Below are 22,462 nucleotides of genomic sequence, written 5' to 3'. Positions count from 1 at the left end.
CTTCAGCCAGACCCGACGGGACCAGGAGAGCATCATGGAATTCATCGAGACGCTGACGCAACGCAATCAAGACTTTGCCGAGAGGACCTTCTCCGCGGACCTGAAGATGCTGCCGTCAATGAAGACGATCATCGTCGGCTGCGTCGACCCTCGGGTCGATCCCGCGGACGTCTTCAATCTCAAGCCCGGCGAGGCTGTCGTCATCCGGAACGTCGCCGGCCGCATCGACATGACGACGCTCCAGACGATGGCGATCCTCAGGAAGGTGGCCCAGGGCGCCGGCAAGGATATCGGCGAGGGCTGGAACCTGATCAAGCTCCACCATACCGATTGCGGCATCAGTATCGCGTTCCGGCTGGCGCCCGACCTCATCGCCGAGTACCTGCGAGTGGATCAGGCCACCCTCGACGATCTGGCCGTCACCGACCCTTACAAAGCCGTGGCCGTGGACGTTGCGGCCCTGAAGGCCAACCTGCGACTGCCCGCGGGTATCGTCGTCACGGGGGTGGTCTACGACGTCGCGACCGGGCGCACGGACATCGTCGTTCCGTCCAGACGGCTGCGGCCGGAAGCCGACGCCTGACCGGGATCATGTCGGCGCATCGAAGGCCGGGCCCTCTTCGTCCATGAGTTCAGTCACTCGTCCCCGAGGTGAGCTCACGCAGGGCCCGAGACGAGGCAAGGGCCGAGGCAAAGGCGAGAGGGTTGAACGATGCAGCGCGAGGTTTTGGTCGGCGATGCCACTGGGGCCACCGACGGCGCCGCCTTGAAGGCGGACGTCGACCCAACAGGCATGTCGGGAGCTCGAACGGGCCGAGTACGATAGGGATCGAGACCAGCAGGCGCCTCTCGGTTCGGTCGCTTCAACCTTCCCGGTGGCTTCATGGTCTCCGGCTTGGTGTACGATGTCGCCAAGGGGACCATCGACCCGGTCGTCCCCCCGGCACAGCTTCGGCCCGAGGGCTGAGGCCAGCATTCGAGGTCGCGTTTGCTGGCGTCAACGGTCCTGACAGCGGAGAACACAGCGATGCCCCTCTCGATGTACCAAGCCTCGGTCCCCGTCCTCACCCGCGGGCTCGGTGTGCTGTCGGACCTGCTCGCCAAGGGCGAGGCCCATGCCCGCGACGCGGGCGTCGATCCCGCCGCCATGGTGGCGGCCCGCCTCGCGCCCGACATGTTCCCCCTCTCGGGTCAGGTGCAGCGGGCGAGCGACACGGCCAAGTACGCGGCCGCGCGCCTCACCGGCGGGTCGGGTCCGTCCCTCGCGGACGAGGAGACGACCTTCCAGGATCTGCGCCTCCGGTGCACGCGAACGGTGTCTTACCTGGAGACGGTCACCCCCGAGGCGCTGGAGGGCAGCGAGGCGCGGGAGATCACGTTCGGTGGCGGAGCGCTCAAGGCGACGCTGTCAGGCGACGCCTACCTTCTGACCTTCGCGCTGCCGAACTTCTTCTTCCACGTCACGACCGCCTACGACATCCTGCGTCACCTCGGCGTCCCCCTCGGCAAGATCGACTATCTCGGCATGCACGACCGCACCTGAGATGGCCGCCACGGCTGGGTCTCCCTTCGGCCGGCCCTCCGCGGAACTCCTGAGACCGTCATGGAAAGAGGTCGGCCGTCTCCGGTGACCTCCCGCGTCCCGCATCCATCGACTGCGGGCGTCCTGTCATGCCGCCGCATCGACGGAGGGGCTTGGCGGTCCGCAACCTGCATCTGAACCCGGAGGTACCGACCCATGACGATGCTCCTTCTCGCACTGCTCGTCGGCGTCATCGCCGGACTGCGCGCCTTCACGGCTCCGGCCATCGCCAGTTGGGCGGCCGCGCTGGGCTTGCTCAACCTCGACGGCTCCTGGCTCGCCTTCCTGGGCTATCGGTTCACGCCCTACGTGTTCACGGTCCTGGCCCTGGGCGAGTTCGTCACCGACCAACTGCCGAGCACCCCGAGCCGCAAGGTGCCGATGCAGTTTGCCCCCCGGCTACTCAGCGGCGCCCTGAGCGGAGCGGCAATCGGCATCCCATCCGGGCAGCTCGTCGGAGGGCTCGTGGCGGGCGTCGTCGGCGCCGTGATCGGGACCCTCGGGGGCGCCGAGGTGCGAGGACGCCTCGCGGCCTCCTTCGGCAAGGACCGGTCGGCCGCCCTCATCGAGGATGCGGTCGCCGTCCTGGGCGGCGCGCTCATCCTGGGGGCGCTGTGATGGGGCGCCGGTTCGACGCCATCGTCATCGGCGCCGGCCAGGCCGGGCCGCCGCTGGCCGGACGCCTCACCGCCGCCGGCCAGCGGGTCGCGGTGATCGAGCGCAAGCTCTTCGGCGGCACCTGCGTGAACACCGGCTGCATGCCGACCAAAACCCTCGTGGCGAGCGCCTACGCAGCCAACCTCGCCCGCCGCGCCGCCGAGTACGGCGTCGTGCTTCAGGGACCCGTGGGCATCGACGCCCGGGCGGTCGCCGCGCGGCAGCAGGGCGTCTCCGCCAAGGCGCGGGCCGGCGTCGAGGGGTGGCTTCGCGGCATGGAGGGCTGCACCGTCATCACCGGACAGGCCCGGTTCGTATCCGGGCATGCGGTGGCGGTCGGCGACGAGGTGCTGGAGGCGGAGCGCATCTTCATCAACGTCGGGGGCCGGGCGCACGTACCCGCCCTGCCGGGCATCGATGCCGTACCGTTCCTGACCAACACGACGCTGCTGCAGCTCGATACGGTGCCCGAGCACCTCGTGGTGGTGGGCGGCAGCTACATCGGCCTGGAGTTCGCCCAAGCCTATCGCCGCTTCGGCAGCCAGGTCACCGTCGTGGAGATGGGGCCGCGGCTGGTCGGCCGTGAGGACCTGGACATCTCCGAGGCGGTCGCCGGCATCCTGCGCGACGAGGGCATCGCCCTGCGGTTGGACGCCGAATGCATCCGGTTCGCGCCCCACGCCGACGGGGTCGCCGTCGGGGTGAACTGCACCGAGGGCGAGCCGGAGGTGGTCGGTTCACACGTGCTGCTCGCCGTGGGCCGCCAGCCCAACACCGAGGATCTCGGCCTCGAAGCGGCCGGCATCGCCACGGACGCCCGCGGCTACATCACCGTCGACGACGGCCTCCAGACCACCGTGTCGGGCGTTTACGCGCTGGGTGATTGCAACGGGCGAGGCGCCTTCACCCACACGGCCTACAATGACTTCGAGATCGTGGCCGCCAACCTCCTCGACGGGGCGAGCCGCCGGGTCAGCGACCGCATCCCGGGCTACGCCCTGTACATCGACCCGCCTCTAGGTCGCGTCGGCATGAGCGAAGCCGAGGTGCGCGCGAGCGGCCGCCCGGCGCTGATGGGCACGCGGCCGATGACCCGGGTGGGCCGCGCCGTGGAGAAGGGCGAGACCAAGGGGTTCATGAAGGTGCTGGTGGATGCCGGGAGCCAGGCCATCCTGGGCGCGGCGATCCTGGGCACCGGCGGCGACGAGGCCGTGCACGGCATCCTCGACATGATGAACGCGGGCGCGACCGCACCGACCCTGCAATGGGCGGTGCCGATCCACCCCACCGTGTCCGAGCTGATCCCGACCGTCCTGGGGGATCTCAAGCCACTCGGTCAGTGAAGGAGGCCATCATGGACGCGGTCGAACGCTACGACATCCTGATCCTGGGCGGCGGCAAGGCCGGTAAGACGCTGGCGATGGACCAGGCCAAGGCCGGCAAGCGCGTCGCCGTGGTCGAGGCCGGGATGATCGGCGGCTCCTGCATCAACATCGCCTGCATCCCGACGAAGGCGCTGGTCCGCAGCGCCCAGGTCGCGCACCTGACCCGGCGCGCGGTTGAGTTCGGGGTCGTGCAGCCCGACGAGCCCGCCATCGACATGCACCGCGTGGCCGCCCGTACCGCGGAGATCGTGGCCGGCATGGTCGAGGTCAACGCCAAGGCGTTCGCCGCGAGTGGGTTCGAGCTCGTGCTCGGCTGGGGTCGGTTCATCGAGCCCCGGGTGATCGAGGTTGCGGCCGAGGGCGGCACGCGTCGGCTCACGGGGGAACGCATCTACCTGAACCTCGGAACGCGTGCCGCCATCCCGCCGGTGCCGGGCCTGCGCGAGGCGTCGCCGCTCACCCATGTCGAGGCGCTGAAGCTCGACGTTCTGCCGGCGCATTTGCTGGTGGTCGGCGGCGGCTACATCGGCATGGAGATGGCACAGGCCTTCCGGCATCTCGGGGCCGAAGTGACCATCATCGAGCATGGGCCTCAGCTAGCCGGGCGCGAGGACATCGACGTCGCGTCCGCGATCCGGGACTTATTTCTGGCTGACGGTATCCATCTGACCCTGGAGGCCCGGACCGCCGGGGTCACCGGCCGTTCCGGCGAGACCGTCGCTGTCCGGCTCGATGATGGCCGCAGCCTCACGGGTTCGCACATCCTCGTCGCGGCCGGCCGCGAGCCGATGACCAGGGATATCGGGCTCGACATCGCCGAGGTGACGCTCGATGCGCGCGGCTTCATCGAGGTCGACGAGCGCCTGGCCACCAGCGCGCCCGGCATCTGGGCGCTGGGCGAGGTCGCCGGCAGCCCGATGTTCACCCATGTCGCGCTCGACGACTACCGGGTGGCGAAAAGCGGCATCGTCGGCGGGGACCGGACGACGCTAGGCCGGCTGGTGCCGTACAGCGTGTTCATCGAGCCCGAGTTCGCCCGAGTGGGCCTGAGCGAGCGCGAGGCAGGGCAAGGCGGCATCCCCTACCGCTTGGCGAGGCTCGCAATGGATGCCGTCCCTCGGGCGCGCACGCTCTCGGAGCGGACGGGCTTCATGAAGGCGCTCGTCGGCGACGACGACCGCATCCTTGGGTTCGCGATGCTGGGCGCCCAGGCTGGCGAGGTCGTGGCGACGGTGCAGATGGCGATGCTCGGCGGCCTTCCCTACACGGCCCTGCGCGACGGCATCCTGGCTCACCCCACCCTGGCGGAGGGCCTCAACTTGCTCTTCGCAACCGTGAGCGAGCCCGGGATACTTTCCAAGGCAGCCTGAGCGCCCAACGGCTATGGCAGGTCGCCTGCTACGGCTCCTGCGTCTCCGGCTGGCGCATGCGGATCCCGTCGGCTGACGGGGTGGTGATGCGCGGCGCCCTTATCCCGTTTCCTCCGGCGCCGGACGGAGGTCGAACCGTCCGGTCGCTCGCTGATCGCGCGATCAGCCTCGGCTTTCCTGAGTGGCCGGAGACCTGACTGGCAACACCCACTGTGGTCTGACGAAGTGGCAGGTGTACCCGTCGGGGCGGCGCTCCAAGTAGTCCTGATGCTCCGGTTCCGCTTCCCAGAACGGACCCGCCGGAACCACTTCGGTGACCACCTTCCCGGGCCACAAGCCGGAGGCGTCGACATCGGCGATGGTGTCCTCGGCCACCTGCCGCTGGTCATCGTCCCCGTAGAAGATCGCCGAGCGGTAGCTTGCACCCCGGTCGTTCCCCTGCCGGTTCAGCGTCGTGGGATCGTGGATCTGGAAGAAGAATTCCAGCATGCGGCGGAAGCTCGTCCTGGCCGGATCGTAGGTGATCTCGATGGCTTCGGCGTGCGAGCCGTGGTTGCGATAGGTCGCGTTCGGCACGTCGCCGCCCGTGTAGCCGACGCGGGTCGATATCACACCCTCCTGGCGTCGGATGAGGTCCTGCATGCCCCAGAAGCAGCCGCCTGCCAGCACCGCCTTCTCGCCGCTCATTGTCGCTTCCCCATCGGAGCGATCCGCCCCTACGCCTCGTAGATGGGGATGGAACGGCGTTTTACCCTATCGTCTCGCCACCGGCGGGAGTGTGTTTTGGTCGATGTCATCGGTCTTACGGCGCGCACTGCTGTCTGTGATGGTTACTCGACCTCGGCGATTATGTCGGGGATGAAGTCGGTCCCCTCGTCGGCATGCCCACGCGGGTTGCAGACGATGCGGGTGCGCCCCACCCGGTAATCGGCATGCCGGTGGACGTGGCCGTGAGCCCACAGGTCCGGGCCACGCTCCTCGATCAGCCCCGACAGGTCGGACGCGTCGCACCAGTCGAGATCGGCGTGCCGAGATGGCAGGCTGTCCGGATGCGGAGCGTGGCGGGGCACGACGACGGTCGCCCCGTCGTGCGGCCGGGCGAGGTCCTGGCTGTCACGGGGCGGTGTGACGTCCAGGGTCCGCCAGAAGGCGGAATATATCAATGATTTCAATGGGCTATTTGGCGGAGACGGAGGGATTCGAACCCTCGATACCCCTTTCGGGGCATGCTCATTTAGCAAACGAGTGCCTTCAGCCGCTCGGCCACGTCTCCGGCGCTCTGGCTCTAGAAGGTCGGATCGGACGGGTCAACCCGATCCCGGCTGGCGGCGGCGAGGCGGCGGCGCTCGTAGTGCTTGGCGACGCGCAGGTGGCGCGAGATCGCGTAGTTCATCGCGGTCAGGAAGCCGTAGGTGCCGCGCACGAAGTGGCGCCGGCCGAGATAGGCCTTCAGGAAGTTGCCCGGCAGCTCGACGAACACCCGCCAGCCCGGGATCGTCACCCCCCGGGCCGCGAGGTCGTCCGCCTGCCGGTCGGAATAGCGGTTGAGCTTGTCCAGCTGGTCGCCGAGCGAGCGCACCGAGAAGTGGTGGATCACGCCCCGGAGCCGCCCCGGCCTCACCCCGGGCTCCAGCACGACCCGGTCGTGGACCGGGGAGGGGGCGTAGCGCCCCCGGTCCTTCCGGTAGAGCCGCACCGGGGTCAGCCGGTAGGCCAGCGGGTGCGGGCGCGCCTCCCCGGGGAAGACCTCGGCGATGCCGATCCGCCACGCCGGCCGGCGCGGCTCCCCCGACGCGAACAGGCCGCGGATCTCCCGGGCGAGCGCCTCCGGCACGACCTCGTCGGCGTCGAGGTTCAGGAGCCAGACGTGCCGGCACTGCTCCTCGGCGAAGCGCTTCTGCCGGCCGTAGCCCGGCCAGGGATTGTGGATCACCCGCGCGCCCAGCGCGGTGGCGAGCGCCGGGGTGCCGTCGGTGGAGCCGGAATCGACCACCACGATGTCGTCGCTCAGGGCGCGCACCGCCCGGATCGTCGCGCCGATCCGGTCCGCCTCGTTGTGGGCGATGAGGAAGATCGAGAGCGGCAGGCTCCCGGCTCGGCGATCACCCGCCGGTGGGGCGCCCGCCGCGGCCCCGGGGGTCACGCGAGCCAGTCCGGTACGCGATCGAGGGCCACGAGGGCCTCGACCTCGACCCGCGGCCGGACCACGGCGGCGCGCGTGCCCCGCACCAGCACCTCCGGCACCAGCGGCCGGGTGTTGTAGGTGCAGGACTGGACCGCCCCGTAGGCGCCCGCGCTCATGACGGCGATCAGGTCGCCGGCCGTCACGGCCGCCATCTCGCGGCCGAGGGCGAGATAGTCGCCGCTCTCGCAGACGGGGCCGACCACGTCGGCGACGAGGCGCGGTGCGTCGGGACCCGGCGCGATGACCGGGCGCAGGCCGTGATACGCCTCGTACAGCGTCGGGCGGATCAGGTCGTTCATCGCCGCGTCGACGATCACGAAGGTGCGCCCCTCCGTCCGCTTCACGTACAGCACCCGGGTCACCAGGATCCCGGCATTGCCGGCGATCATCCGGCCGATCTCGAAGACCGGCCTCAGACCCAGCGGGGCGAAATGCGGCCGGAGCGTCGCCGCCAGGGCGGCCGGGTCCGGGGGCGGGGCGTTGTCGTCGCGGTAGGGGATCCCGAGGCCGCCGCCGAAGTCGATGTGGCGCAGGGGATGGCCCGCCGCCAGGAGCTGCCGGGCGAGGCCGGCGAGCAGGCGCGCCGCGTCGGCGAAGGGCGCGAGATCGGTGATCTGGCTGCCGATATGCATGTCGACGCCGTGCACCGCGAGGCCCGGCAGCGACGCGGCGGCGGCATAGACCGCGGGTGCCCGGTTGATCGGAATGCCGAACTTGTTCTCGGACTTGCCGGTGGAGATCTTGGCGTGCGTGCCGGCATCGACGTCCGGATTCACCCGGATCGAGACCGGCGCCGTGACGCCGAGGCCGACCGCCGCCGCCGACAGGGCCGCGAGCTCCGGCTCGCTCTCGACATTGAAGCAGTAGATGCCGGCCTTGAGCGCGGCCTCCATCTCGGCGCGGGTCTTGCCGACGCCCGAGAAGACGATTTTCCCGGGATCGACCCCGGCCGCCAGCGCCCGGTGCAGCTCGCCCCCCGAGACGATGTCCATGCCGGCGCCCTGGGCCGCCAGCGTCCGCAGCACGGCCTGGTTCGAATTCGCCTTCATGGCGAAGCAGACCAGCGCGTCGTCGCCCGCGAAGGCCTCCGCGAACACGCGGTAATGCCGCTCCAGGGTGGCGGTGCTGTAGCAGTAGAACGGGGTGCCGACCACAGCGGCGAGGCCGGTCAGGTCGACGTCCTCGGCGTGCAGGCGCCCGTCGCGGTATTGGAAATGATGCATCTCGGCCGTGTCTCGTCTGCGCGCCCGGGCGCGCCGCGTCCCCTGAAGCACCCGGCCGCCGAAGCCGGCGCCTCGCCGGCCGGGCTCCGCACCGCGAGGCGGTGCCGGGTGGCGCTTCGCTCCTGCCGTCTACAGCAGCGGGTCGAGAAGGAAAGGCTCCTTCGGGACGCGGTAGCCCCGCCGGGCGCCGCGGCTGGTCTCCACCGGCGCATCGGTGCCGCCGGGCGGCACCGCCGCCAACGACAGCTCGTCGCCCGCGCGGACCGCGGCGGCGTCCGGCTCGGGCGCGCCGCCGCCGAGGCCCACCGAGACCGGCAGGGTCCTGCGGCCGTTCACCGTGTCCGAGCCCGCCTGCGCGGAGGCCGGCGCGGCGGGCGCCGACGTCTGGGGCGGCTCGAGGGCGCCGCGTCGCCCGCAGGCGGAGACCGCCAGGGCGATGAGGCCGGACGCGGCCAGGAGTTTCAGGAGGGGAGTCGACAACATCGCGCGAGGGTCCGGCGGGCTCGGCGCCGGCACGCGAGGGCCGGCGGGAGCGCGACCTTAGCCGTTGCAGCGCCCGGGCGCGAGCGCGCGGGCGCCACAGGACGGACCTTCACGGGACCGGGGTCCGCCGTCAGCCCCGGCGTTCCTTGCTGCCCTGGGCGCCCTGACGGCCCTTGGCCGGCGCGTTCTGGCCCTGCTCGGCCTCGTAGGCATCGATGGCGCGGCGGCAGTTCTCGCTGAGCTTCTTCCAGTTTTTCTGGAAGCAGGCGTCGGTGGCGGGATCATCGGGGGCGAGGTTGCCGCAATAGGTCAGATAATCGCCGGTGCAGTACTTTTTCAGGGTTTCGTTGCCGCGCTTCGACTGCTGCGCCGAGGCCGGCAAGGTCAGGGCGGAGGCCGCCGCGAGGGCGAGGATGATCGGCTTCAGGCGCATGGGTATCCGTACCGTCTTGACCGTGAAACGTGCGGGAAGGGTCCCGGCTGCGATGATGCCTTTGCGTGGTCGAAACAAGGCGATCCCCGGAGAGTTCGGGCCCGGGCCGCCCCGCGACGGCCCGCTCCCGGATGGTCATGGGCTCAGACACGCTCCGGTTGCGCAACCGGGTAGGCGGCCCGCGGCAGCCGCCCGGGGCTCGTGAGCGCGTCGGCGACGTCCGCGATTCGCCGGCGCAGATCGGCGTTCTCCCGCTCGATCCCGGCCTGTCCGTCCGCAGGGCGCTCCGCCTGCCGGTCCGCCAGCGTGAGGGCGAGGGCGTCCTCGGCCGCCTTCAGGCTGGCGCGCAGGTCGTCGCGCTCGGCCGCCAGGGCCCCCGCGTCGAGGTCGCCCGCAGGGGACGCGCCCTGCCGCAGGGCCAGAAGGCTGTCGAGCAGATCGGCGTGCGCCTCCTCGAGGGCCAGGAGCGTCGCGAGGCTCGCCGTGCCGTCCTCGCGGACGACGGCGAGTTCGGTCTCGAGCTCCCGGGTCTTGGCCTGGGCCTGGGCGATCTCGGCTTCGCGGGCGGCGACGTCGCGGGCCAGGGCGGCGGCCCGCATCGTCCCGGCGCCGATCGCCGCCATGTCGGCCTGGCGCCTGGCCTCCACGGTCTCGACCCGACGCTCCAGGCGGCGCTGCTGGACGGCGAACTGCGCGCGCAGGAAGTCGCGCTCGGCGGCGATCTCGGCCGGCGACAGGGGCAGGCGGGCCTCGGCCCGGCGGCGCTCCAGGCGGGCGGCCCGGGCGTTGACGGCCGGCAGCAGCAGCAGGCCGCACAGGCTCGCCGCCAGGAAGCCCAGCACGAAGATCATCACCGTTTCGATCACGAGGGCACAACCCGCGCATGCGGCCGGACGGCCCGGCCCGGTCCCACTCTAGCCCAGGTCGGCCGCGAGGGCGAAATCAGATCCCGCCGGTCAATCAGAACGGGTTCCAGGTCGGCTCGCGGGTGAACTTCAGATAGCCGACATTGATGCCGAGCCGCGCGCCGACGCCGCTGCGGATCGGCACCACGATGATCCGGTCGTTCACCACCGCGGTCATGCCGAAGCCGCCCACCAGGTAGGCCGAGCCGTCGATCCCGGCGAAGCGGCGATACAGGTCGCGCACGTTCGGCAGGTTGTAGACCAGCATCATGGTGCGTGCGCCGTCGCCGCCGACGTCGAAGCCCACCGACGGCCCCTGCCAGTAGATGCGCCGCTGGCCGGCGTTGCGGGTGTAGAGCGTGCCCTCGCCGTAGCGGACGCCCGCCACCACCGCGCCGCCGCCCTCCTGGCCGAGGATGTAGCCGTTCGGCTCGCCCCAGCGCCGGCCCGCCTCCTCGACGGTGAGGGCCAGGCCGCGCGACACGGTGCCGAAGAACCGGTGGCCCGATTCCACGACCTCGCCGGGCCGGAAGGTCTCGGGCGTGTCGAGATCCTCGCCGCGGGCCAGGGCCGCGCCCGCGGCGGCGAGGCCGCCGAGCGGGGCGCCGAGGGCCAGGGCGAGGCCTGCGCGCAGCAGGTGGCGGCGGTCGGTGCCGCGATCGTCTCGTGCCGTCATCGTTGTCTCCTCGCCCGGTTCGATTAACGGTTCGTGCGATGGACCTGCGCCGCTCGCGTCCCGCCGGATCGGCCGCGGCCGCACCGGCGGCCCGGAGCGGCCTGGGAGCTGTCGTCCATCCGGGCCTCGGTCGGCGGGGCCCGGGCGGATGAGTCGGACCAGCTTCTGAGGGAATTCGCAAGATGTGGTTAACGCGTCCCGACCCCGCACCCCCCGCGCCGCGCAGGCGGGGGCTGGCCTGCGCCGTCCTCCTCGCGGCCCTCGCGGGAGGGCTGCCCGCGCGGGCGGAGCCGGCCGGGACGCGGATCGCGCTGCTCACCCTCAACGGCTTCGATCCGGTCAGCTACTTCCTGGACGGCGGACCCTCGGCGGGCTCGGCGCGCTTCGAGCTGTCCTGGGGCGGGCGGGTCTGGCGCTTCGCTAGCGGCGCCAACCGCGCGGCCTTCCGGGACGATCCGCCGGCCTACGCCCCGCGGCTCGGCGGCTACGATGCGGCCGGCATCCTGGAGGGCCGCCTGGTGGATGCCGATCCCCTGACGTTCGCGGTGATCGGCGAGCGCCTCTACCTGTTCCGGGATGCGCAGCGCCGCGCCCGGTTCCTGGCGGATCCCGGCCTGGCCGGGCAGGCGGAGGCGGCCTGGCCGGGCCTGCGCGGCCTGCAGGACGTCCCCCTCACGGAGGCGCCGCGCTGAGCCGCGCCGCCGCCGGGCCGCCCGTCTCGCAGGCGGGGAGGGCGAGCCGGTCGGCCAGGGTCGGGTCGCCCAGGGCCGCGAAGGGGCCGTTGCGATGGTCGGCCTCGTACCGCCCGTAGCGGATCGGGCCGCCGCCCGGCACCACCACGCAGCCTCCGGCCGCCGCCACGATGTGGTCGCCGGCGGCCGTGTCCCATTCCATGGTCGGGCCGCACCGGACGTAGATGTCCGCCTCGCCGGCGGCGATCAGGCCGAACTTGAGGGCGGACCCGATCTGGCGCGTCTCCAGGACCGGCAGGCTGGCGAGGCAGGTGGCGGTCGCGGCATCGCCGTGCCGCCGGCTGCCGAGAGCCAGGAGTCCCGCCGCCGGCGCCGCGCGGGCGTGCACCGGCCGCCCGGCGCCCGGCCGTCCCGCAACCACCGGGGCCTCGACCGTTGCGGTAGCCGCCCACCAGACGCGGCCGAGCCCCGGCGCCGCGAGCGCGGCCGCCACCGGGCGCTCGCCCGCCACCAGAGCGATGTTGACCGAGTAATCCGGTGTCCCCGCGAGGAAATCGCGGGTTCCGTCCAGGGGGTCGACCAGGAAGAAGGTGTCGGCCGGCCGCGCCGTGCCGCCCTGGGCGCGCTCCTCCGCGACGATCGGGATCCCGGGGAAGCGCCCGGCGAGGGCGGCCACGATCAGGTCCTCGGCCTCGACATCGGCGGCGCTCGACGGCGAACCGTCCGGCTTCAGGGCATGGGGGCAGGGGCCGCGATGGTAGCGGCGCAGGATCTCGCCGGCCGTGCAGGCGATCTCGGCGAGCGCCGCGGCGATCCGCTCGCGCTCCGGCCCCGAGATCGTCGCCGCGCCCGTCATGATCCCTCCCGAGACCGCTCTGATTGCCCGAGCGGGGGCGGAATGTCGATGGTTTTCGGGTCTGGACCGGTTCCGTCATCTGCGCGCGTTCTCACCCCGCGCCGGATCCGGGCGAGCAGGGCCTGGCTCCGGCGCCGGTGGCGGCGCAGCTCCGCCGCGAGGCTGCGGGCGTCCGGCAGGCCCACGGCCTTGGCGATCTGCCGGGCCGCGGTCTCGGAGGGTGCGGCGGCGGGGTCCGCCGTCACGAGCCGCTGCCACTGGTAGACCGCATCGAGGAACCCGTAGGTCTCGGCGAGGGATCCGGCGGTCGCCTCCGGCAGCAGGCCGCGCGCCGCGGCCCCCCGGAAGACCGGCTCCGCGCCGAGGCCGATGCAGGCGGGCCAGTCGCGGGCGTGGCTCAGCACGAGGGCCTGGGCTAGGAAGTCGAGATCGAACAGCGCGCCCGGCGCGAGCTTCAGGTCGCTGGGACCGCCATGGCCGCGCTCGCGGGCGACCAGGGCGCGCATCGCCCCCGCCTCGGCGCAGACGGCGGCAGGATCGCGCGGGCGCCCGAGCACCCCGGCGATCACCGCCGCGACCTCCGCCCCCAGGGTGGCGTCGCCGGCCACCACCCGGGCACGGACGAGCGCCATGTGCTCCCAGAGCTCCGCCTCGTTCCGGTGATAGCCGGCGAAGCCGCTGAGCTGCACGGCGGGCGGGCTGTGGCTGCCGTAGGGCCGCAGCCGCAGGTCGACCGCGTAGAGCCGGCCGCGCCGGGTGGCGGTGGTGAGCGCCGCGAAGAGGCGCTGCGCCAGCCGGTTGTAGGCTACCACGGCGTCGAGGGGGCGCGGGCCGTCGCTCGTGCGGTTCTCGGGATCGAAATCGTAGAGGAACACGAGGTCGAGGTCGGATTCCGCGCTGAGCTGCCGGGATCCGAGCCGGCCCAGCGCCAGGACGCAGCACCGTCCCTTCGGCACCGCGCCGTGGTCCCGGGCGAACCGGCGTTCCTCCGCCTCCAGGCTCAGGGCCACGGTCGCCTCGGCGATGGCCGTGTAGGCTTCCCCGGCCTGGCGCGGCGTGAGGATTCCCGACAGGAGGCGCGCGCCCGTGACGAAGGTCAGCTGCCGCGTGGCGTCCCTGCAGCGGTCGAGGACGTCCTCGTGGCTGGCCGGCTGTCCCACCAGCCTCCGGTACTGGGCGCCGAGCTCGGCGGGGTCCGTGGCCGGCGTCACGAAATCCGCGTCGAGCACGGTGTCGAGGACGTGCGGGCTCAAGCCCACCGTGTCGGCGAGGCGCGGCGCGGTCCCCAGGATGTCGGCGAAGAGTAGGCGCAGGCGCTCGTGCGAGCGCAGGATCGCGAGGAGTTCGGCCAGGGCGGGCATCCGCGCGAAGGCGCGGTCGAGGGTCAGGAGCGCCCCGTCCGGGTCGGCGGTGCCACCCAGCGCCCGCAGCAGGGCGGGGAGCATCTCGGCGAGGATCTCCCGCGCCCGGCCGGTCCGCAGCGCCGGGCGCCGCCCGAGGTGCCAGCCCTGCACGGTCTCCCAGGCCCGCGCCGGATCGCTGAATCCGAAGGCGCCGAGCCGCGCCAGGGTCGCGGGCTCGGGTTCGGTCTCGCCGAAGACGAGCGCGTCGTCCGCGGCCGCCTCGGCCTCGAACAGCAGGGCGTAATGGGCCTGGACCCGCCCGGCCTGGTGAAGCAGCGCCGCCTCGAACGCCGCCAGATCCGGGAAGCCCGAGAACAGCGCGAGCGCGGTCAGCGCCTCAGTCCCGGCGGGCAGGCGCTGGGTCTGCTCGTCCCGGACCATCTGGACCCGGTGCTCGAGGGTGCGCAGGAAGTCGTAGGCCGCGGTCAGCTCGTCCCGGGCGCGCTCGTCGATCCAGCCCTCCGCCACGAGGCCGGCGAGCATCGCGACGGTGCGCCGGCCCCGCAGGGCCGGTTGGCGGCCGCCGAAGACGAGCTGCTGCGTCTGGACGAAGAACTCGATCTCCCGGATGCCGCCGCGGCCGATCTTGATGTCGTGGCCGGCGACCGCGACGGTCTCGTGTCCGCGGACCAGGTGGATCTGCCGCTTCAGGGCGTGGATCTCGGCGATGGCCGGAAAGTCGAAGTGCCGCCGCCAGATGAACGGCGCGAGTTCAGCCAGGAACGCCGTGCCGGCCGGGATGTCGCCGGCGATCGGCCGGGCCTTGATGAAGGCCGCCCGCTCCCAGTTCTGGCCGAGCGTCTGGTAGTAGTCGAAGGCGAAGCCGGTGGAGAGCGCCACCGCGGTGGAGCCCGGGTCGGGCCGGAGCCTGTAGTCGACGCGGTGGACGTAGCCGTCCGCGGTCCGGTCGGACAGGAGCTTCGCCAAGCCCTGCGTGAGCTTGACGAAGAACGGCTTCGGATCCCCGCCCGTCGCGGCCGCGGCGGGCCCGGCCTCGTAGAAGACGACGAGGTCGATGTCGCTCGAATAGTTCAGCTCGCAGCCGCCGAGCTTGCCCAGCCCCAGGACGATCAGCCCGGACCCGTCCTGCGGCCTGTCCGGATCCGGCGGCGTGAAGCGCCCGGCCGCCATGCCCTGCCGGAGCAGCGCCTCGGTGGCGGCGCTCACGGAGGCGTCGGCGAAGGCGGACAGCGCCTCGACCACCGTATCGAGGTCCCAGCAGCCGCCGAGATCCGCCAGGGCGACCAGGAGGGCGTGCGCCTCCCGGTTGCCGCGCAGCCGGCGGCCGACCTCGGCGAGGTCGGGATTTGCCCCGCAGGACGCCCCGACCGCGCGCTGCCGCGCGATGATGTCTCGGCTGGCCGCGTCCGGCGGCTGCTCCAGCAGGGCGACGAGGCGGTCCGGCGACCGGCGGACGGCCTGCCAGAGGAAGGGCGAATGGTCGGCGAGGCCGAGCAGCAGGTCGCGGCAGGCGGGCGTGAGGAAGCCCGCCGGGAAGGCGGGCGCGATCTCGGCGAGCCGGGCCCGCGCGGCGTCCGGGTCGGCGAGCCTCGGGCGGGGGTTCAGGCTGTCGCGCAGGGTTGGGGCCGGGTGCACCGGATTGCCTCGCTCCGCTCGCTGAGGGACCACATGATAGCCGATCCGGCCCGCGTCCGTCCGGACCCGCCCGGGACGGCGGATCCGCCCGAATCGGCCGCCGTCCCGGCGCCGCATCGATCCCGGTAACGCTTTTCAAAGCCGAACGTGGCGTCTATCCGTGCGGACCGGCCGTCGCCCCCGGTCTGGCCTGCAGGCCGCGCACATCTCTCCGGGCGATCCCATCGCCGGATCGGGCGGCCGGGAACCGGCAGCCCAGTCGGGATCCCCGCCCGCAGACGTCCGAACCCAGATCCGCCCGCCCGGAGCGCCCCATGTCGTCCCCGAACTCCATGTCGTCCCCGAACTCCCCGTCGTCCCCGAACTCGCCGATCCTGAACCTCGACGGCCTCGATCTCGCGGCCCTGCTCTGCTCGCGCGTCTGCCACGACGTGATCAGTCCCGTCGGCGCCATCGTGAACGGTCTCGAAGTCCTGGAGGACGACCAGGACGAATCGATGCGGACCTTCGCGCTGGAACTCATCGGCAAGAGCGCCCGCCAGGCCTCGGCGCGGCTGAAATTCGCCCGGATCGCCTTCGGGGCGGCGGGATCGGCCGGCGCCTCCATCGACCTCGCCGATGCCGAGGGCGTCGCCAAGGGGATGTTCTCCGACGACAAGACCAAGCTGACCTGGAGCGCGCCGCAGGCCCTGTTCCCCAAGAACAAGGTCAAGCTCCTGCTGAACCTCGTCATGATCGCGACCTCGGCGATCCCGCGGGGCGGCGTCATCGACGTCGCCGTCACGGGCGAGGCCGAGGCGCCCACCTTCGTGTTCAGGGCCAAGGGCTCCCATGCCCGCATTCCCCCCCACGTGGAGGAACTCATGGCCGGCCGGCCCGAGAGCGGCACCGTCGATGCCCACGCCATCCTGCCGTTCTACGCCGGCCTCGTGGCGCGGGCCGCCGCCATGGATGTTCGATTCGCCATCCAGGATGATGAAGTGACCATCCGGGCCGTCCCGACAGTGATCGCGGCCGCCGATGCGGCCGATGGAGAGGCTTCGGACACCACCGGCGCGTAAAAATCCTGGAAATCTCCGGCGCGGGGACGGGACGGAAACGCTTCCCTAACCCCGCGCGAGTAAGTAGGTTGCGCGAGACCTTCCCCGCGTAACGAGTAGCGCTTATGGACGACCTGCTTCGCGAGTTTCTGACCGAGAGCGGGGAGCATCTCGACACGGTTGATGCAGAGCTCGTTCGGTTCGAACAGGATCCGAATAACGAGACGATCCTGCGGAACATCTTCCGTTTAGTGCACACCATCAAGGGAACCTGTGGTTTCCTCGGTCTTCCCCGTCTGGAAGCCTTGGCGCATGCCGCCGAAACCTTGATGGGCCGCTTCCGCGACGGGCTGCCGGCGACCTCGGCCTCGGTCACGCTGATTCTCCTGACCCTGGACCGGCTCAAGGCGATTCTCGCCGATCTGGAAGCCACCGGCACGGAGCCGGCGGGCTCGGACGATGACCTGATCTCCGCCCTGGAGCGCATGGCCGAAGGGTCCGGGGCGCCGATGCCGGCCGCCGCGCCCCCGCCGGCGCCCGAGATCGTGCTGCCCGACCCGGTGGTCCGCGAGCTGAAGCCCGGCGAAGTGTCCCTCGAGGATCTGGAGGCCGCGTTCCTGGCCGCCGCGGGGCCGGACGAATCGGACTTCGCCGCGCCGCCCCCGGCGCCGATCCAGGCGGCGGTGCACGAGGCGCCGAAGGCCGCGATCCGGGCCGAGCCCGCCCCCGGCGAGGCCGAGCCGGCGCGCGCCGAGAAGGCTGAAGGGTCCGAGAACGGCGAGGCGACCGCCGCCGCCACCAAGAACCAGACCATCCGGGTGAGCGTCGACACCCTCGAGCACCTGATGACCATGGTCTCGGAGCTGGTGCTGACCCGCAACCAGCTCCTGGAGATCGCCCGCCGGCACGAGGATTCGAGCTACAAGGTCCCGCTGCAGCGCCTGTCCCACGTCACGGCCGAGCTGCAGGACGGCGTGATGAAGACGCGCATGCAGCCGATCGGCAACGCGTGGCAGAAGCTGCCGCGCGTGGTGCGCGACCTCTCGGCCGAGCTGGGCAAGCAGATCGAGCTCGTGATGGTCGGCGCCGAGACCGAGCTGGACCGGCAGGTCCTCGAGGTGATCAAGGACCCGCTGACCCACATGGTCCGCAACTCCGCGGATCACGGCCTCGAATCGACCGCCGATCGCGTGGCGGCGGGCAAGCCCGCCCGCGGCACGATCCGGCTGGCCGCCTACCACGAGGGCGGCACGATCACGATCGAGATCGCCGACGACGGCAAGGGGCTGAACCTCGCGGCGATCCGCAAGAAGGCGGTGGAGCGCGGGATCGCGTCTCAGGCCGACGTCGACCGGATGACCGACGCGCAGGTCGCCAAGTTCATCTTCGACGCCGGGTTCTCGACGGCGGCGGCGGTCACCTCGGTGTCGGGCCGCGGCGTCGGCATGGACGTGGTCAAGACCAACATCGAGACCATCGGCGGCCTGATCGACATCGCCACCACGGCGGGCCGCGGGACCACCTTCACCATCAAGATCCCGCTGACGCTGGCCATCGTGGCGGCGCTGATCGTGCGCGCCGGCGAGCACCGCTTCGCCCTGCCGCAGGTGGCGGTGCTGGAATTGGTGCGGGTCGATGCCGGGGCCCAGCGGGTCGAGCGGATCAACGGCGCGCCGGTGCTGCGCCTGCGCGAGCGGCTGCTGCCGATCGTGTCGCTCACCGGCCTGCTCGGGCAGGCGGCCGCGGGCGCGGAGACCGAGCAGGCGGGCTTCGTGGTGGTCGCCCAGGTCGGGCGCGAGCGCTTCGGCATCCTCGTCGACGAGGTCTTCCACACGGAGGAGATCGTCGTGAAGCCGATGTCGGTGAAGCTCCGGCACATCCCGATGTTTGCCGGCAACACCATCCTGGGCGACGGCGCCGTGGTGCTGATCGTCGATCCCAACGGGGTGGCGCGGCAGGTGGCGCAGGGGATCCAGGGCAGCGGCGGCCACGCGGAATCCGACGTCGACGAGGAGACCGAGGTGGCCGACGCCAAGACCACCCTCCTGGTGTTCAAGGGCGGTCAGGGCAGCTTCAAGGCGGTGCCGCTCTCGCTGGTCACGCGCCTCGAGGAGATCGAGTGCGCCAAGGTGGAGTGGCTCGGCGGCCGCGCGCTGATCCAGTACCGCGGGCGCCTGATGCCCCTGGTCCCGGCCGACCCGGCGATCACGATCAAGTCGGAGGGCACCCAGGCGCTGGTGGTGTTCTCCGACGGCGAGCGCGCCATGGGCCTCGTGGTCGACGAGATCGTCGACATCGTCGAGGAGCGCCTCGACATCGAGATCGCGGCCGAGCGCTCGGACCTGATCGGCTCGGCGGTGCTGCGGGGCCGGGCCACCGACATCATCAACATCGCTCACTTCCTGCCCCTGGCCTACGACGACTGGGCGCGCGGCATGAAGCGGCCCGAGCAGGTCTCCACGATCCTGCTGGTCGACGACTCGGCGTTCTTCCGCGACATGCTGAGCCCCGTGCTGAAGGCGGCGGGCTACCGGGTGGTCACCGCGGCGAGCGCCGACGCGGCCCTGGCGACCCTCCAGGCCGACCCGCAGATCGAGGTGGTGGTCACCGACCTGGAGATGCCGGTCCGCAGCGGCTTCGACCTGGTCGCCGCGATGCGCCGCGCCGAGCCGCGGCTCGCGGGCCTCCCGGTGATCGGCCTCACCGGCGCGATCGGTGCCGACGCGGTGGAGCGGGCCCGGTCCCTGGCGATCAACGATCTGGTGGCGAAGTTCGACCGCAGCGGCCTGATCGCGGCGCTCGCCGAGATCAACGCCGCCGCCGTGTCGAAAGCCGCCTGATCCCCGCGCCGCCCGCCCTATGACGATCGAATCCGGAGAGTTCTGATGCAGGCTGCCAATGCCAACGGCGCCGAGACCGGTGCAACCGACGACTTCGTCACGGTCTATGTCGGCGAGACCCTGTTCGGGCTGGCGATCGAGCGGGTCCACGACGTGTTCGTCCCCTCGGGCGTGACGCCGGTGCCCCTGGCGCCCGCCGAGATCGTCGGCCTCCTGAACCTGCGCGGCCGCGTGGTGACGGCCATGAGCCTGCGCCGCCGCCTGGGCCTGCCCGATGCCGAGGCCGCGGCGGACGGCAAGGTCGACCCCAAGATGGCGATCGGCCTGGAGCAGGCCGGCGAGACCTTCGCCCTCGTGGTCGACGGCGTCGGCGAGGTGCTCAAGCTCGGCGCCGACAGCCGCGAGGCGGTCCCGATCAACCTGGATCCGCGCTTCCGCAACCTCGCCACCTGCGTCCACCGGCTCGACGGGCGGCTCCTGGTGATTCTCGACGTGGACGCGCTCCTCGGCTTCACGGCTGCCGGCGCCAAGGCGGCTTGAGGGAGAGGGCGATGAAAGCGCCGCACCAGACGACCTGCCTCGTGGTGGACGATTCCGCGGTGATCCGGAAGGTCGCCCGGCGGATCATCGAGGACCTCGGCATGAACGTCAGCGAGGCCGAGGACGGCAATGCCGCCCTCGAAGCCTGCGCGGCCGGCATGCCGGACGCGATCCTGCTCGACTGGAACATGCCGAACATGGACGGCTACGCGTTCCTCCAGGCCCTGCGCCGCAGCGAGGGCGGCGAGGTGCCGAAGGTCCTGTTCTGCACCACCGAGAACGACATCGGGGCCATCGCCCGGGCGCTCCGGGCGGGGGCGGACGAGTACATCATGAAGCCCTTCGACCGCGACATCCTTACGGCCAAGCTCGAGCAGGTCGGCCTCCTCGCCGACGCGGCCTGACCCCGCGCTCCGATCTCGACGCCCCGAATCTCGACGCCCCCTGCACACGCGACCCGTATCCGAGGCAAGCATCATGGCCCTGAGTCCCGCGGTCGCCCCGCTGCGCACCACGCCTACCCAGAGCACGACCGCGTCCGCCGCCGCGATCCGGGTGCTGGTGGCCGACGATTCCGCCGTGGTGCGCGGCCTCGTCGCCCGCTGGATCGGCGAGGCCGGCTTCGAGCTCGTCGGCACCGCCTCGAACGGCCGGATCGCCCTGGAGCTGATGGCCAAGCACGACCCGGACGTCGTCCTGCTCGACATCGAGATGCCGGAGCTCGACGGCACGACCGCGCTTCCGCGCATGCTCACCATGAGCCCGAGCGTCCAGGTCGTCATGATGTCGACGCTGACGACCCGCAACGCCGACATCTCCCTGAAATGCCTCGCCCTCGGCGCGGTGGACTACATCGCCAAGCCCGAGAGCAGCCGCGGCGTCACCACCTCGGACACGTTCCGGATCGAGCTGATCGAGCGCGTCCGCGTGTTCGGCTCGGCCCGCGCCAAGACGCGGCGGCCCGTCTCCGCCCCCGGCGGCCATCCGGTCGCGCCCGTCCCGGCGCCGGCGGCCCAGCCGGCCCCGGCTTCGCCCCGCCCGGCGACCCCGTTCACCCTGCGGCCGAAGGTCCGCAGCCGGACCCAGCCCCGGGCGCTCCTGATCGGCTCGTCCACCGGGGGGCCGCGGGCGGTCGGCGAGATGCTGGAGGGCATCGGCGCCGCGGCCCTGCGCCGCCTGCCGGTCCTGATCGTCCAGCACATGCCGCCGATCTTCACGGCGGTGTTCGCCGAGCATCTCACCACCCGCACCGGCGTTCAGGCGGCCGAAGGCAAGGCGGAGGAGCGGATCGAGCCGGGCCGCATCTACGTGGCCCCGGGCGGCCGCCATATGGGGCTCGCCGCCGGGCCGAACGGCCCGGTCATCAAGCTCACCGACGGGCCGCCGGTCAATTTCTGCCGTCCCGCGGTCGACGTGCTGTTCAAGGACGCCGCCGTCGTGTTCGGGGCCGCCACCGCGACGGTGATCCTCACCGGCATGGGATCGGACGGCACCCACGGCGCCCGGGCGCTCACCGAGGCCGGCGGTCCGGTTCTGGCCCAGGACGAGGCCACCAGCACGGTCTGGGGCATGCCGGGCAGCGTCGCCCGGGCCGGCCTCGCCGAGGCCGTGCTGCCGCTCCCCGAGCTCGCGACGGCGCTGCGCGCCATGATCACGGGTCAGCCGGCATGACCGAGCTCGAGTTCGAATACCTGCGCGGCTTCCTCAAGCAGCGCTCCGGCCTCGCGCTGACCGCCGAGAAGCGCTACCTCGTGGAGAGCCGGCTGACCCCGATCTGCCGCCGTTTCGGGATGGCGAGCCTCGGGGACCTGATCGGGGCGCTCAAGCTCGGCCAGAACGGCGCGCTCGAGCGGGCTGCCGTCGAGGCGATGACCACGAACGAGACCTTCTTCTTCCGCGACCGGATCCCGTTCGACCTGTTCCGCGACACGCTCCTGCCGGAGGCGCTGCTGCGCAACGCCGCCCGGCGCCGGCTGCGGATCTGGTGCGCGGCCTCCTCCACCGGACAGGAGCCCTACTCGCTCGCGATGCTGCTGCAGGAGGCGGCGCCGCGGCTCTCCGGCTGGCAGGTCGAGATCGTGGCCACCGATCTCTCCACCGAGGTGATCGAGAAGGCCAAGCTCGGGCTCTACAGCCACTTCGAGGTCCAGCGCGGCCTGCCGGTGCAGTGGCTGATCAAGTACTTCACCCAGGTCGGCGAGCAGTGGCAGATCGCCCAGAGCATCCGCTCCATGGTGGATTACCGCCAGCTCAACCTGCTGCACAGCTTCTCGTCGCTCGGCCAGTTCGACGTGATCTACTGTCGCAACGTGCTGATCTACTTCGACGCGCCGACCAAATCCGACGTCCTCGCGCGGCTCGCCGCCCAGCTCGCCCCCGAGGGCGCACTTCTGCTCGGGGCGGCCGAGACGGTGATCGGCCTGACCGACCGGCTCAGCCCGCACCCGAAGCACCGCGGCCTCTACGGTCACGCCGAGGCCGCCCGCCCGGCCGACACGGCGCCGCCGCTGCGCATGGCCGCCAACGTCTGACGGCGCGCGGCCCGCGCCGGGCCCGTCCGGTCGCGGAAAGCCGCGGCCGGACGATGCCTCGGACA

The 22,462-nt window shown here is 71.9% G+C and carries 22 protein-coding genes and 1 tRNA gene; 12 read left to right on the top strand and 11 right to left on the bottom strand.

The window, feature by feature from the left end; genetic code table 11:
- Positions 1 to 34: 34 nt before the first annotated feature.
- The 5 genes from MKL01_RS03230 (at position 35) to MKL01_RS03210 (ending at position 4,994) form a co-directional block, all read left to right on the top strand.
- Positions 35 to 583, top strand: coding sequence for a carbonic anhydrase (locus MKL01_RS03230; RefSeq protein ID WP_243903792.1), 549 nt, complete (start codon positions 35 to 37; stop codon positions 581 to 583).
- 444 nt (positions 584 to 1,027) lie between these two features.
- Positions 1,028 to 1,543, top strand: coding sequence for a DUF1993 family protein (locus MKL01_RS03225; RefSeq protein WP_243903791.1), 516 nt, complete (start codon positions 1,028 to 1,030; stop codon positions 1,541 to 1,543).
- A gap of 195 nt (positions 1,544 to 1,738) precedes the next feature.
- A complete protein-coding gene (locus MKL01_RS03220; RefSeq protein WP_243903790.1) occupies positions 1,739 to 2,200 on the top strand; it encodes a DUF4126 domain-containing protein in 462 nt (153 codons plus the stop codon).
- Entirely contained in the window at positions 2,200 to 3,582 is a 1,383-nt protein-coding gene (locus tag MKL01_RS03215; protein ID WP_243903789.1) for an FAD-containing oxidoreductase, read from the top strand. The genes MKL01_RS03220 and MKL01_RS03215 overlap by 1 nt, the downstream gene beginning before the upstream one ends.
- An 11-nt stretch (positions 3,583 to 3,593) precedes the next feature.
- Positions 3,594 to 4,994 carry an FAD-dependent oxidoreductase gene (locus MKL01_RS03210; protein WP_243903788.1) on the top strand — a complete coding sequence of 467 codons (1,401 nt, stop codon included), beginning with the start codon at positions 3,594 to 3,596 and terminating at the stop codon, positions 4,992 to 4,994.
- A gap of 162 nt (positions 4,995 to 5,156) precedes the next feature.
- Here the strand turns inward: MKL01_RS03210 and msrA are convergent, their stop codons facing one another.
- The 9 genes from msrA to MKL01_RS03165 all read right to left on the bottom strand — a co-directional run bounded on the left by msrA (position 5,157) and on the right by MKL01_RS03165 (position 10,899).
- Entirely contained in the window at positions 5,157 to 5,681 is a 525-nt protein-coding gene (gene msrA, locus MKL01_RS03205; RefSeq protein WP_243903787.1) for a peptide-methionine (S)-S-oxide reductase MsrA, read from the bottom strand.
- A gap of 143 nt (positions 5,682 to 5,824) precedes the next feature.
- Entirely contained in the window at positions 5,825 to 6,166 is a 342-nt protein-coding gene (locus MKL01_RS03200; RefSeq protein ID WP_313901435.1) for a hypothetical protein, read from the bottom strand.
- Between the two features lie 9 nt (positions 6,167 to 6,175).
- Positions 6,176 to 6,267 (bottom strand) — tRNA-Ser (locus MKL01_RS03195).
- Between the two features lie 12 nt (positions 6,268 to 6,279).
- Entirely contained in the window at positions 6,280 to 7,137 is an 858-nt protein-coding gene (locus tag MKL01_RS03190) for a glycosyltransferase family 2 protein (protein WP_409566191.1), read from the bottom strand.
- Positions 7,134 to 8,402, bottom strand: coding sequence for a diaminopimelate decarboxylase (lysA, locus tag MKL01_RS03185; protein WP_243903786.1), 1,269 nt, complete (start codon positions 8,400 to 8,402; stop codon positions 7,134 to 7,136). The genes MKL01_RS03190 and lysA overlap by 4 nt, the downstream gene beginning before the upstream one ends.
- A 129-nt stretch (positions 8,403 to 8,531) precedes the next feature.
- Positions 8,532 to 8,885, bottom strand: a complete 354-nt coding sequence (locus MKL01_RS03180) for a lipoprotein (RefSeq protein ID WP_243903785.1) — start codon at positions 8,883 to 8,885, stop codon at positions 8,532 to 8,534.
- A 130-nt stretch (positions 8,886 to 9,015) separates the two neighbouring features.
- Positions 9,016 to 9,318, bottom strand: coding sequence for a 3',5'-cyclic-nucleotide phosphodiesterase (locus tag MKL01_RS03175; protein WP_243903784.1), 303 nt, complete (start codon positions 9,316 to 9,318; stop codon positions 9,016 to 9,018).
- 143 nt (positions 9,319 to 9,461) lie between these two features.
- Positions 9,462 to 10,184, bottom strand: a complete 723-nt coding sequence (locus MKL01_RS03170) for a hypothetical protein (RefSeq protein WP_243903783.1) — start codon at positions 10,182 to 10,184, stop codon at positions 9,462 to 9,464.
- Between the two features lie 94 nt (positions 10,185 to 10,278).
- Positions 10,279 to 10,899, bottom strand: a complete 621-nt coding sequence (locus MKL01_RS03165) for a DUF1134 domain-containing protein (protein ID WP_243903782.1) — start codon at positions 10,897 to 10,899, stop codon at positions 10,279 to 10,281.
- Between the two features lie 182 nt (positions 10,900 to 11,081).
- Between MKL01_RS03165 and MKL01_RS03160 the strand changes: the two genes are divergently transcribed.
- Positions 11,082 to 11,591, top strand: a complete 510-nt coding sequence (locus MKL01_RS03160) for a YHS domain-containing (seleno)protein (RefSeq protein WP_243903781.1) — start codon at positions 11,082 to 11,084, stop codon at positions 11,589 to 11,591.
- Here the strand turns inward: MKL01_RS03160 and MKL01_RS03155 are convergent.
- Together MKL01_RS03155 and MKL01_RS03150 are read right to left on the bottom strand one after the other, a co-directional pair.
- Positions 11,572 to 12,447, bottom strand: a complete 876-nt coding sequence (locus MKL01_RS03155) for a 3'(2'),5'-bisphosphate nucleotidase CysQ (protein ID WP_243903780.1) — start codon at positions 12,445 to 12,447, stop codon at positions 11,572 to 11,574. The genes MKL01_RS03160 and MKL01_RS03155 overlap by 20 nt on opposite strands.
- Positions 12,444 to 15,446 (bottom strand): bifunctional [glutamine synthetase] adenylyltransferase/[glutamine synthetase]-adenylyl-L-tyrosine phosphorylase, encoded by a 3,003-nt coding sequence (locus MKL01_RS03150; RefSeq protein ID WP_243903779.1) that lies wholly within the window; start codon positions 15,444 to 15,446, stop codon positions 12,444 to 12,446. Before MKL01_RS03150 ends, MKL01_RS03155 begins: the two co-directional genes overlap by 4 nt.
- Before the next feature lie 332 nt (positions 15,447 to 15,778).
- Between MKL01_RS03150 and chpT the strand changes: the two genes are divergently transcribed.
- From chpT to MKL01_RS03120, 6 genes are all read left to right on the top strand, one after another.
- The gene (gene chpT, locus MKL01_RS03145; protein WP_243903832.1) at positions 15,779 to 16,507 is read left to right on the top strand and encodes a histidine phosphotransferase ChpT; all 729 of its coding nucleotides are present in this window, start codon (positions 15,779 to 15,781) and stop codon (positions 16,505 to 16,507) included.
- A gap of 104 nt (positions 16,508 to 16,611) precedes the next feature.
- Positions 16,612 to 19,326: a hybrid sensor histidine kinase/response regulator gene (locus MKL01_RS03140; protein WP_243903778.1), complete on the top strand. Its 2,715-nt coding sequence runs from the start codon at positions 16,612 to 16,614 to the stop codon at positions 19,324 to 19,326.
- A gap of 45 nt (positions 19,327 to 19,371) precedes the next feature.
- Positions 19,372 to 19,866 (top strand): chemotaxis protein CheW, encoded by a 495-nt coding sequence (locus MKL01_RS03135; protein WP_243903777.1) that lies wholly within the window; start codon positions 19,372 to 19,374, stop codon positions 19,864 to 19,866.
- Between the two features lie 11 nt (positions 19,867 to 19,877).
- Positions 19,878 to 20,270: a response regulator gene (locus tag MKL01_RS03130; RefSeq protein ID WP_243903776.1), complete on the top strand. Its 393-nt coding sequence runs from the start codon at positions 19,878 to 19,880 to the stop codon at positions 20,268 to 20,270.
- A 73-nt stretch (positions 20,271 to 20,343) separates the two neighbouring features.
- The gene (gene cheB, locus MKL01_RS03125; protein WP_243903775.1) at positions 20,344 to 21,537 is read left to right on the top strand and encodes a chemotaxis-specific protein-glutamate methyltransferase CheB; all 1,194 of its coding nucleotides are present in this window, start codon (positions 20,344 to 20,346) and stop codon (positions 21,535 to 21,537) included.
- Positions 21,534 to 22,397 carry a CheR family methyltransferase gene (locus MKL01_RS03120; RefSeq protein WP_243903774.1) on the top strand — a complete coding sequence of 288 codons (864 nt, stop codon included), beginning with the start codon at positions 21,534 to 21,536 and terminating at the stop codon, positions 22,395 to 22,397. Before cheB ends, MKL01_RS03120 begins: the two co-directional genes overlap by 4 nt.
- Positions 22,398 to 22,462: the final 65 nt, after the last annotated feature.

Source organism: Methylobacterium sp. J-070 (assembly GCF_022829385.1).
GTDB lineage: Bacteria > Pseudomonadota > Alphaproteobacteria > Rhizobiales > Beijerinckiaceae > Methylobacterium.
This window is presented reverse-complemented; position numbering and strand designations above follow the sequence as displayed.

Excerpts from the sequence above, each read along its gene's own strand:
- MKL01_RS03175 (WP_243903784.1), bottom strand. The coding sequence starts at position 9,318 with ATGCGCCTGAAGCCGATCATCCTCGCCCTCGCGGCGGCCTCCGCCCTG.
- lysA (WP_243903786.1), bottom strand. The coding sequence starts at position 8,402 with ATGCATCATTTCCAATACCGCGACGGGCGCCTGCACGCCGAGGACGTC.
- MKL01_RS03140 (WP_243903778.1), top strand. The coding sequence starts at position 16,612 with ATGGACGACCTGCTTCGCGAGTTTCTGACCGAGAGCGGGGAGCATCTC.
- MKL01_RS03120 (WP_243903774.1), top strand. The coding sequence starts at position 21,534 with ATGACCGAGCTCGAGTTCGAATACCTGCGCGGCTTCCTCAAGCAGCGC.
- msrA (WP_243903787.1), bottom strand. The coding sequence starts at position 5,681 with ATGAGCGGCGAGAAGGCGGTGCTGGCAGGCGGCTGCTTCTGGGGCATG.
- MKL01_RS03215 (WP_243903789.1), top strand. The coding sequence starts at position 2,200 with ATGGGGCGCCGGTTCGACGCCATCGTCATCGGCGCCGGCCAGGCCGGG.
- MKL01_RS03155 (WP_243903780.1), bottom strand. The coding sequence starts at position 12,447 with ATGACGGGCGCGGCGACGATCTCGGGGCCGGAGCGCGAGCGGATCGCC.
- MKL01_RS03230 (WP_243903792.1), top strand. The coding sequence starts at position 35 with ATGGAATTCATCGAGACGCTGACGCAACGCAATCAAGACTTTGCCGAG.
- MKL01_RS03130 (WP_243903776.1), top strand. The coding sequence starts at position 19,878 with ATGAAAGCGCCGCACCAGACGACCTGCCTCGTGGTGGACGATTCCGCG.
- chpT (WP_243903832.1), top strand. The coding sequence starts at position 15,779 with ATGTCGTCCCCGAACTCCCCGTCGTCCCCGAACTCGCCGATCCTGAAC.
- MKL01_RS03210 (WP_243903788.1), top strand. The coding sequence starts at position 3,594 with ATGGACGCGGTCGAACGCTACGACATCCTGATCCTGGGCGGCGGCAAG.
- MKL01_RS03220 (WP_243903790.1), top strand. The coding sequence starts at position 1,739 with ATGACGATGCTCCTTCTCGCACTGCTCGTCGGCGTCATCGCCGGACTG.
- MKL01_RS03135 (WP_243903777.1), top strand. The coding sequence starts at position 19,372 with ATGCAGGCTGCCAATGCCAACGGCGCCGAGACCGGTGCAACCGACGAC.
- cheB (WP_243903775.1), top strand. The coding sequence starts at position 20,344 with ATGGCCCTGAGTCCCGCGGTCGCCCCGCTGCGCACCACGCCTACCCAG.
- MKL01_RS03225 (WP_243903791.1), top strand. The coding sequence starts at position 1,028 with ATGCCCCTCTCGATGTACCAAGCCTCGGTCCCCGTCCTCACCCGCGGG.
- MKL01_RS03165 (WP_243903782.1), bottom strand. The coding sequence starts at position 10,899 with ATGACGGCACGAGACGATCGCGGCACCGACCGCCGCCACCTGCTGCGC.
- MKL01_RS03180 (WP_243903785.1), bottom strand. The coding sequence starts at position 8,885 with ATGTTGTCGACTCCCCTCCTGAAACTCCTGGCCGCGTCCGGCCTCATC.
- MKL01_RS03160 (WP_243903781.1), top strand. The coding sequence starts at position 11,082 with ATGTGGTTAACGCGTCCCGACCCCGCACCCCCCGCGCCGCGCAGGCGG.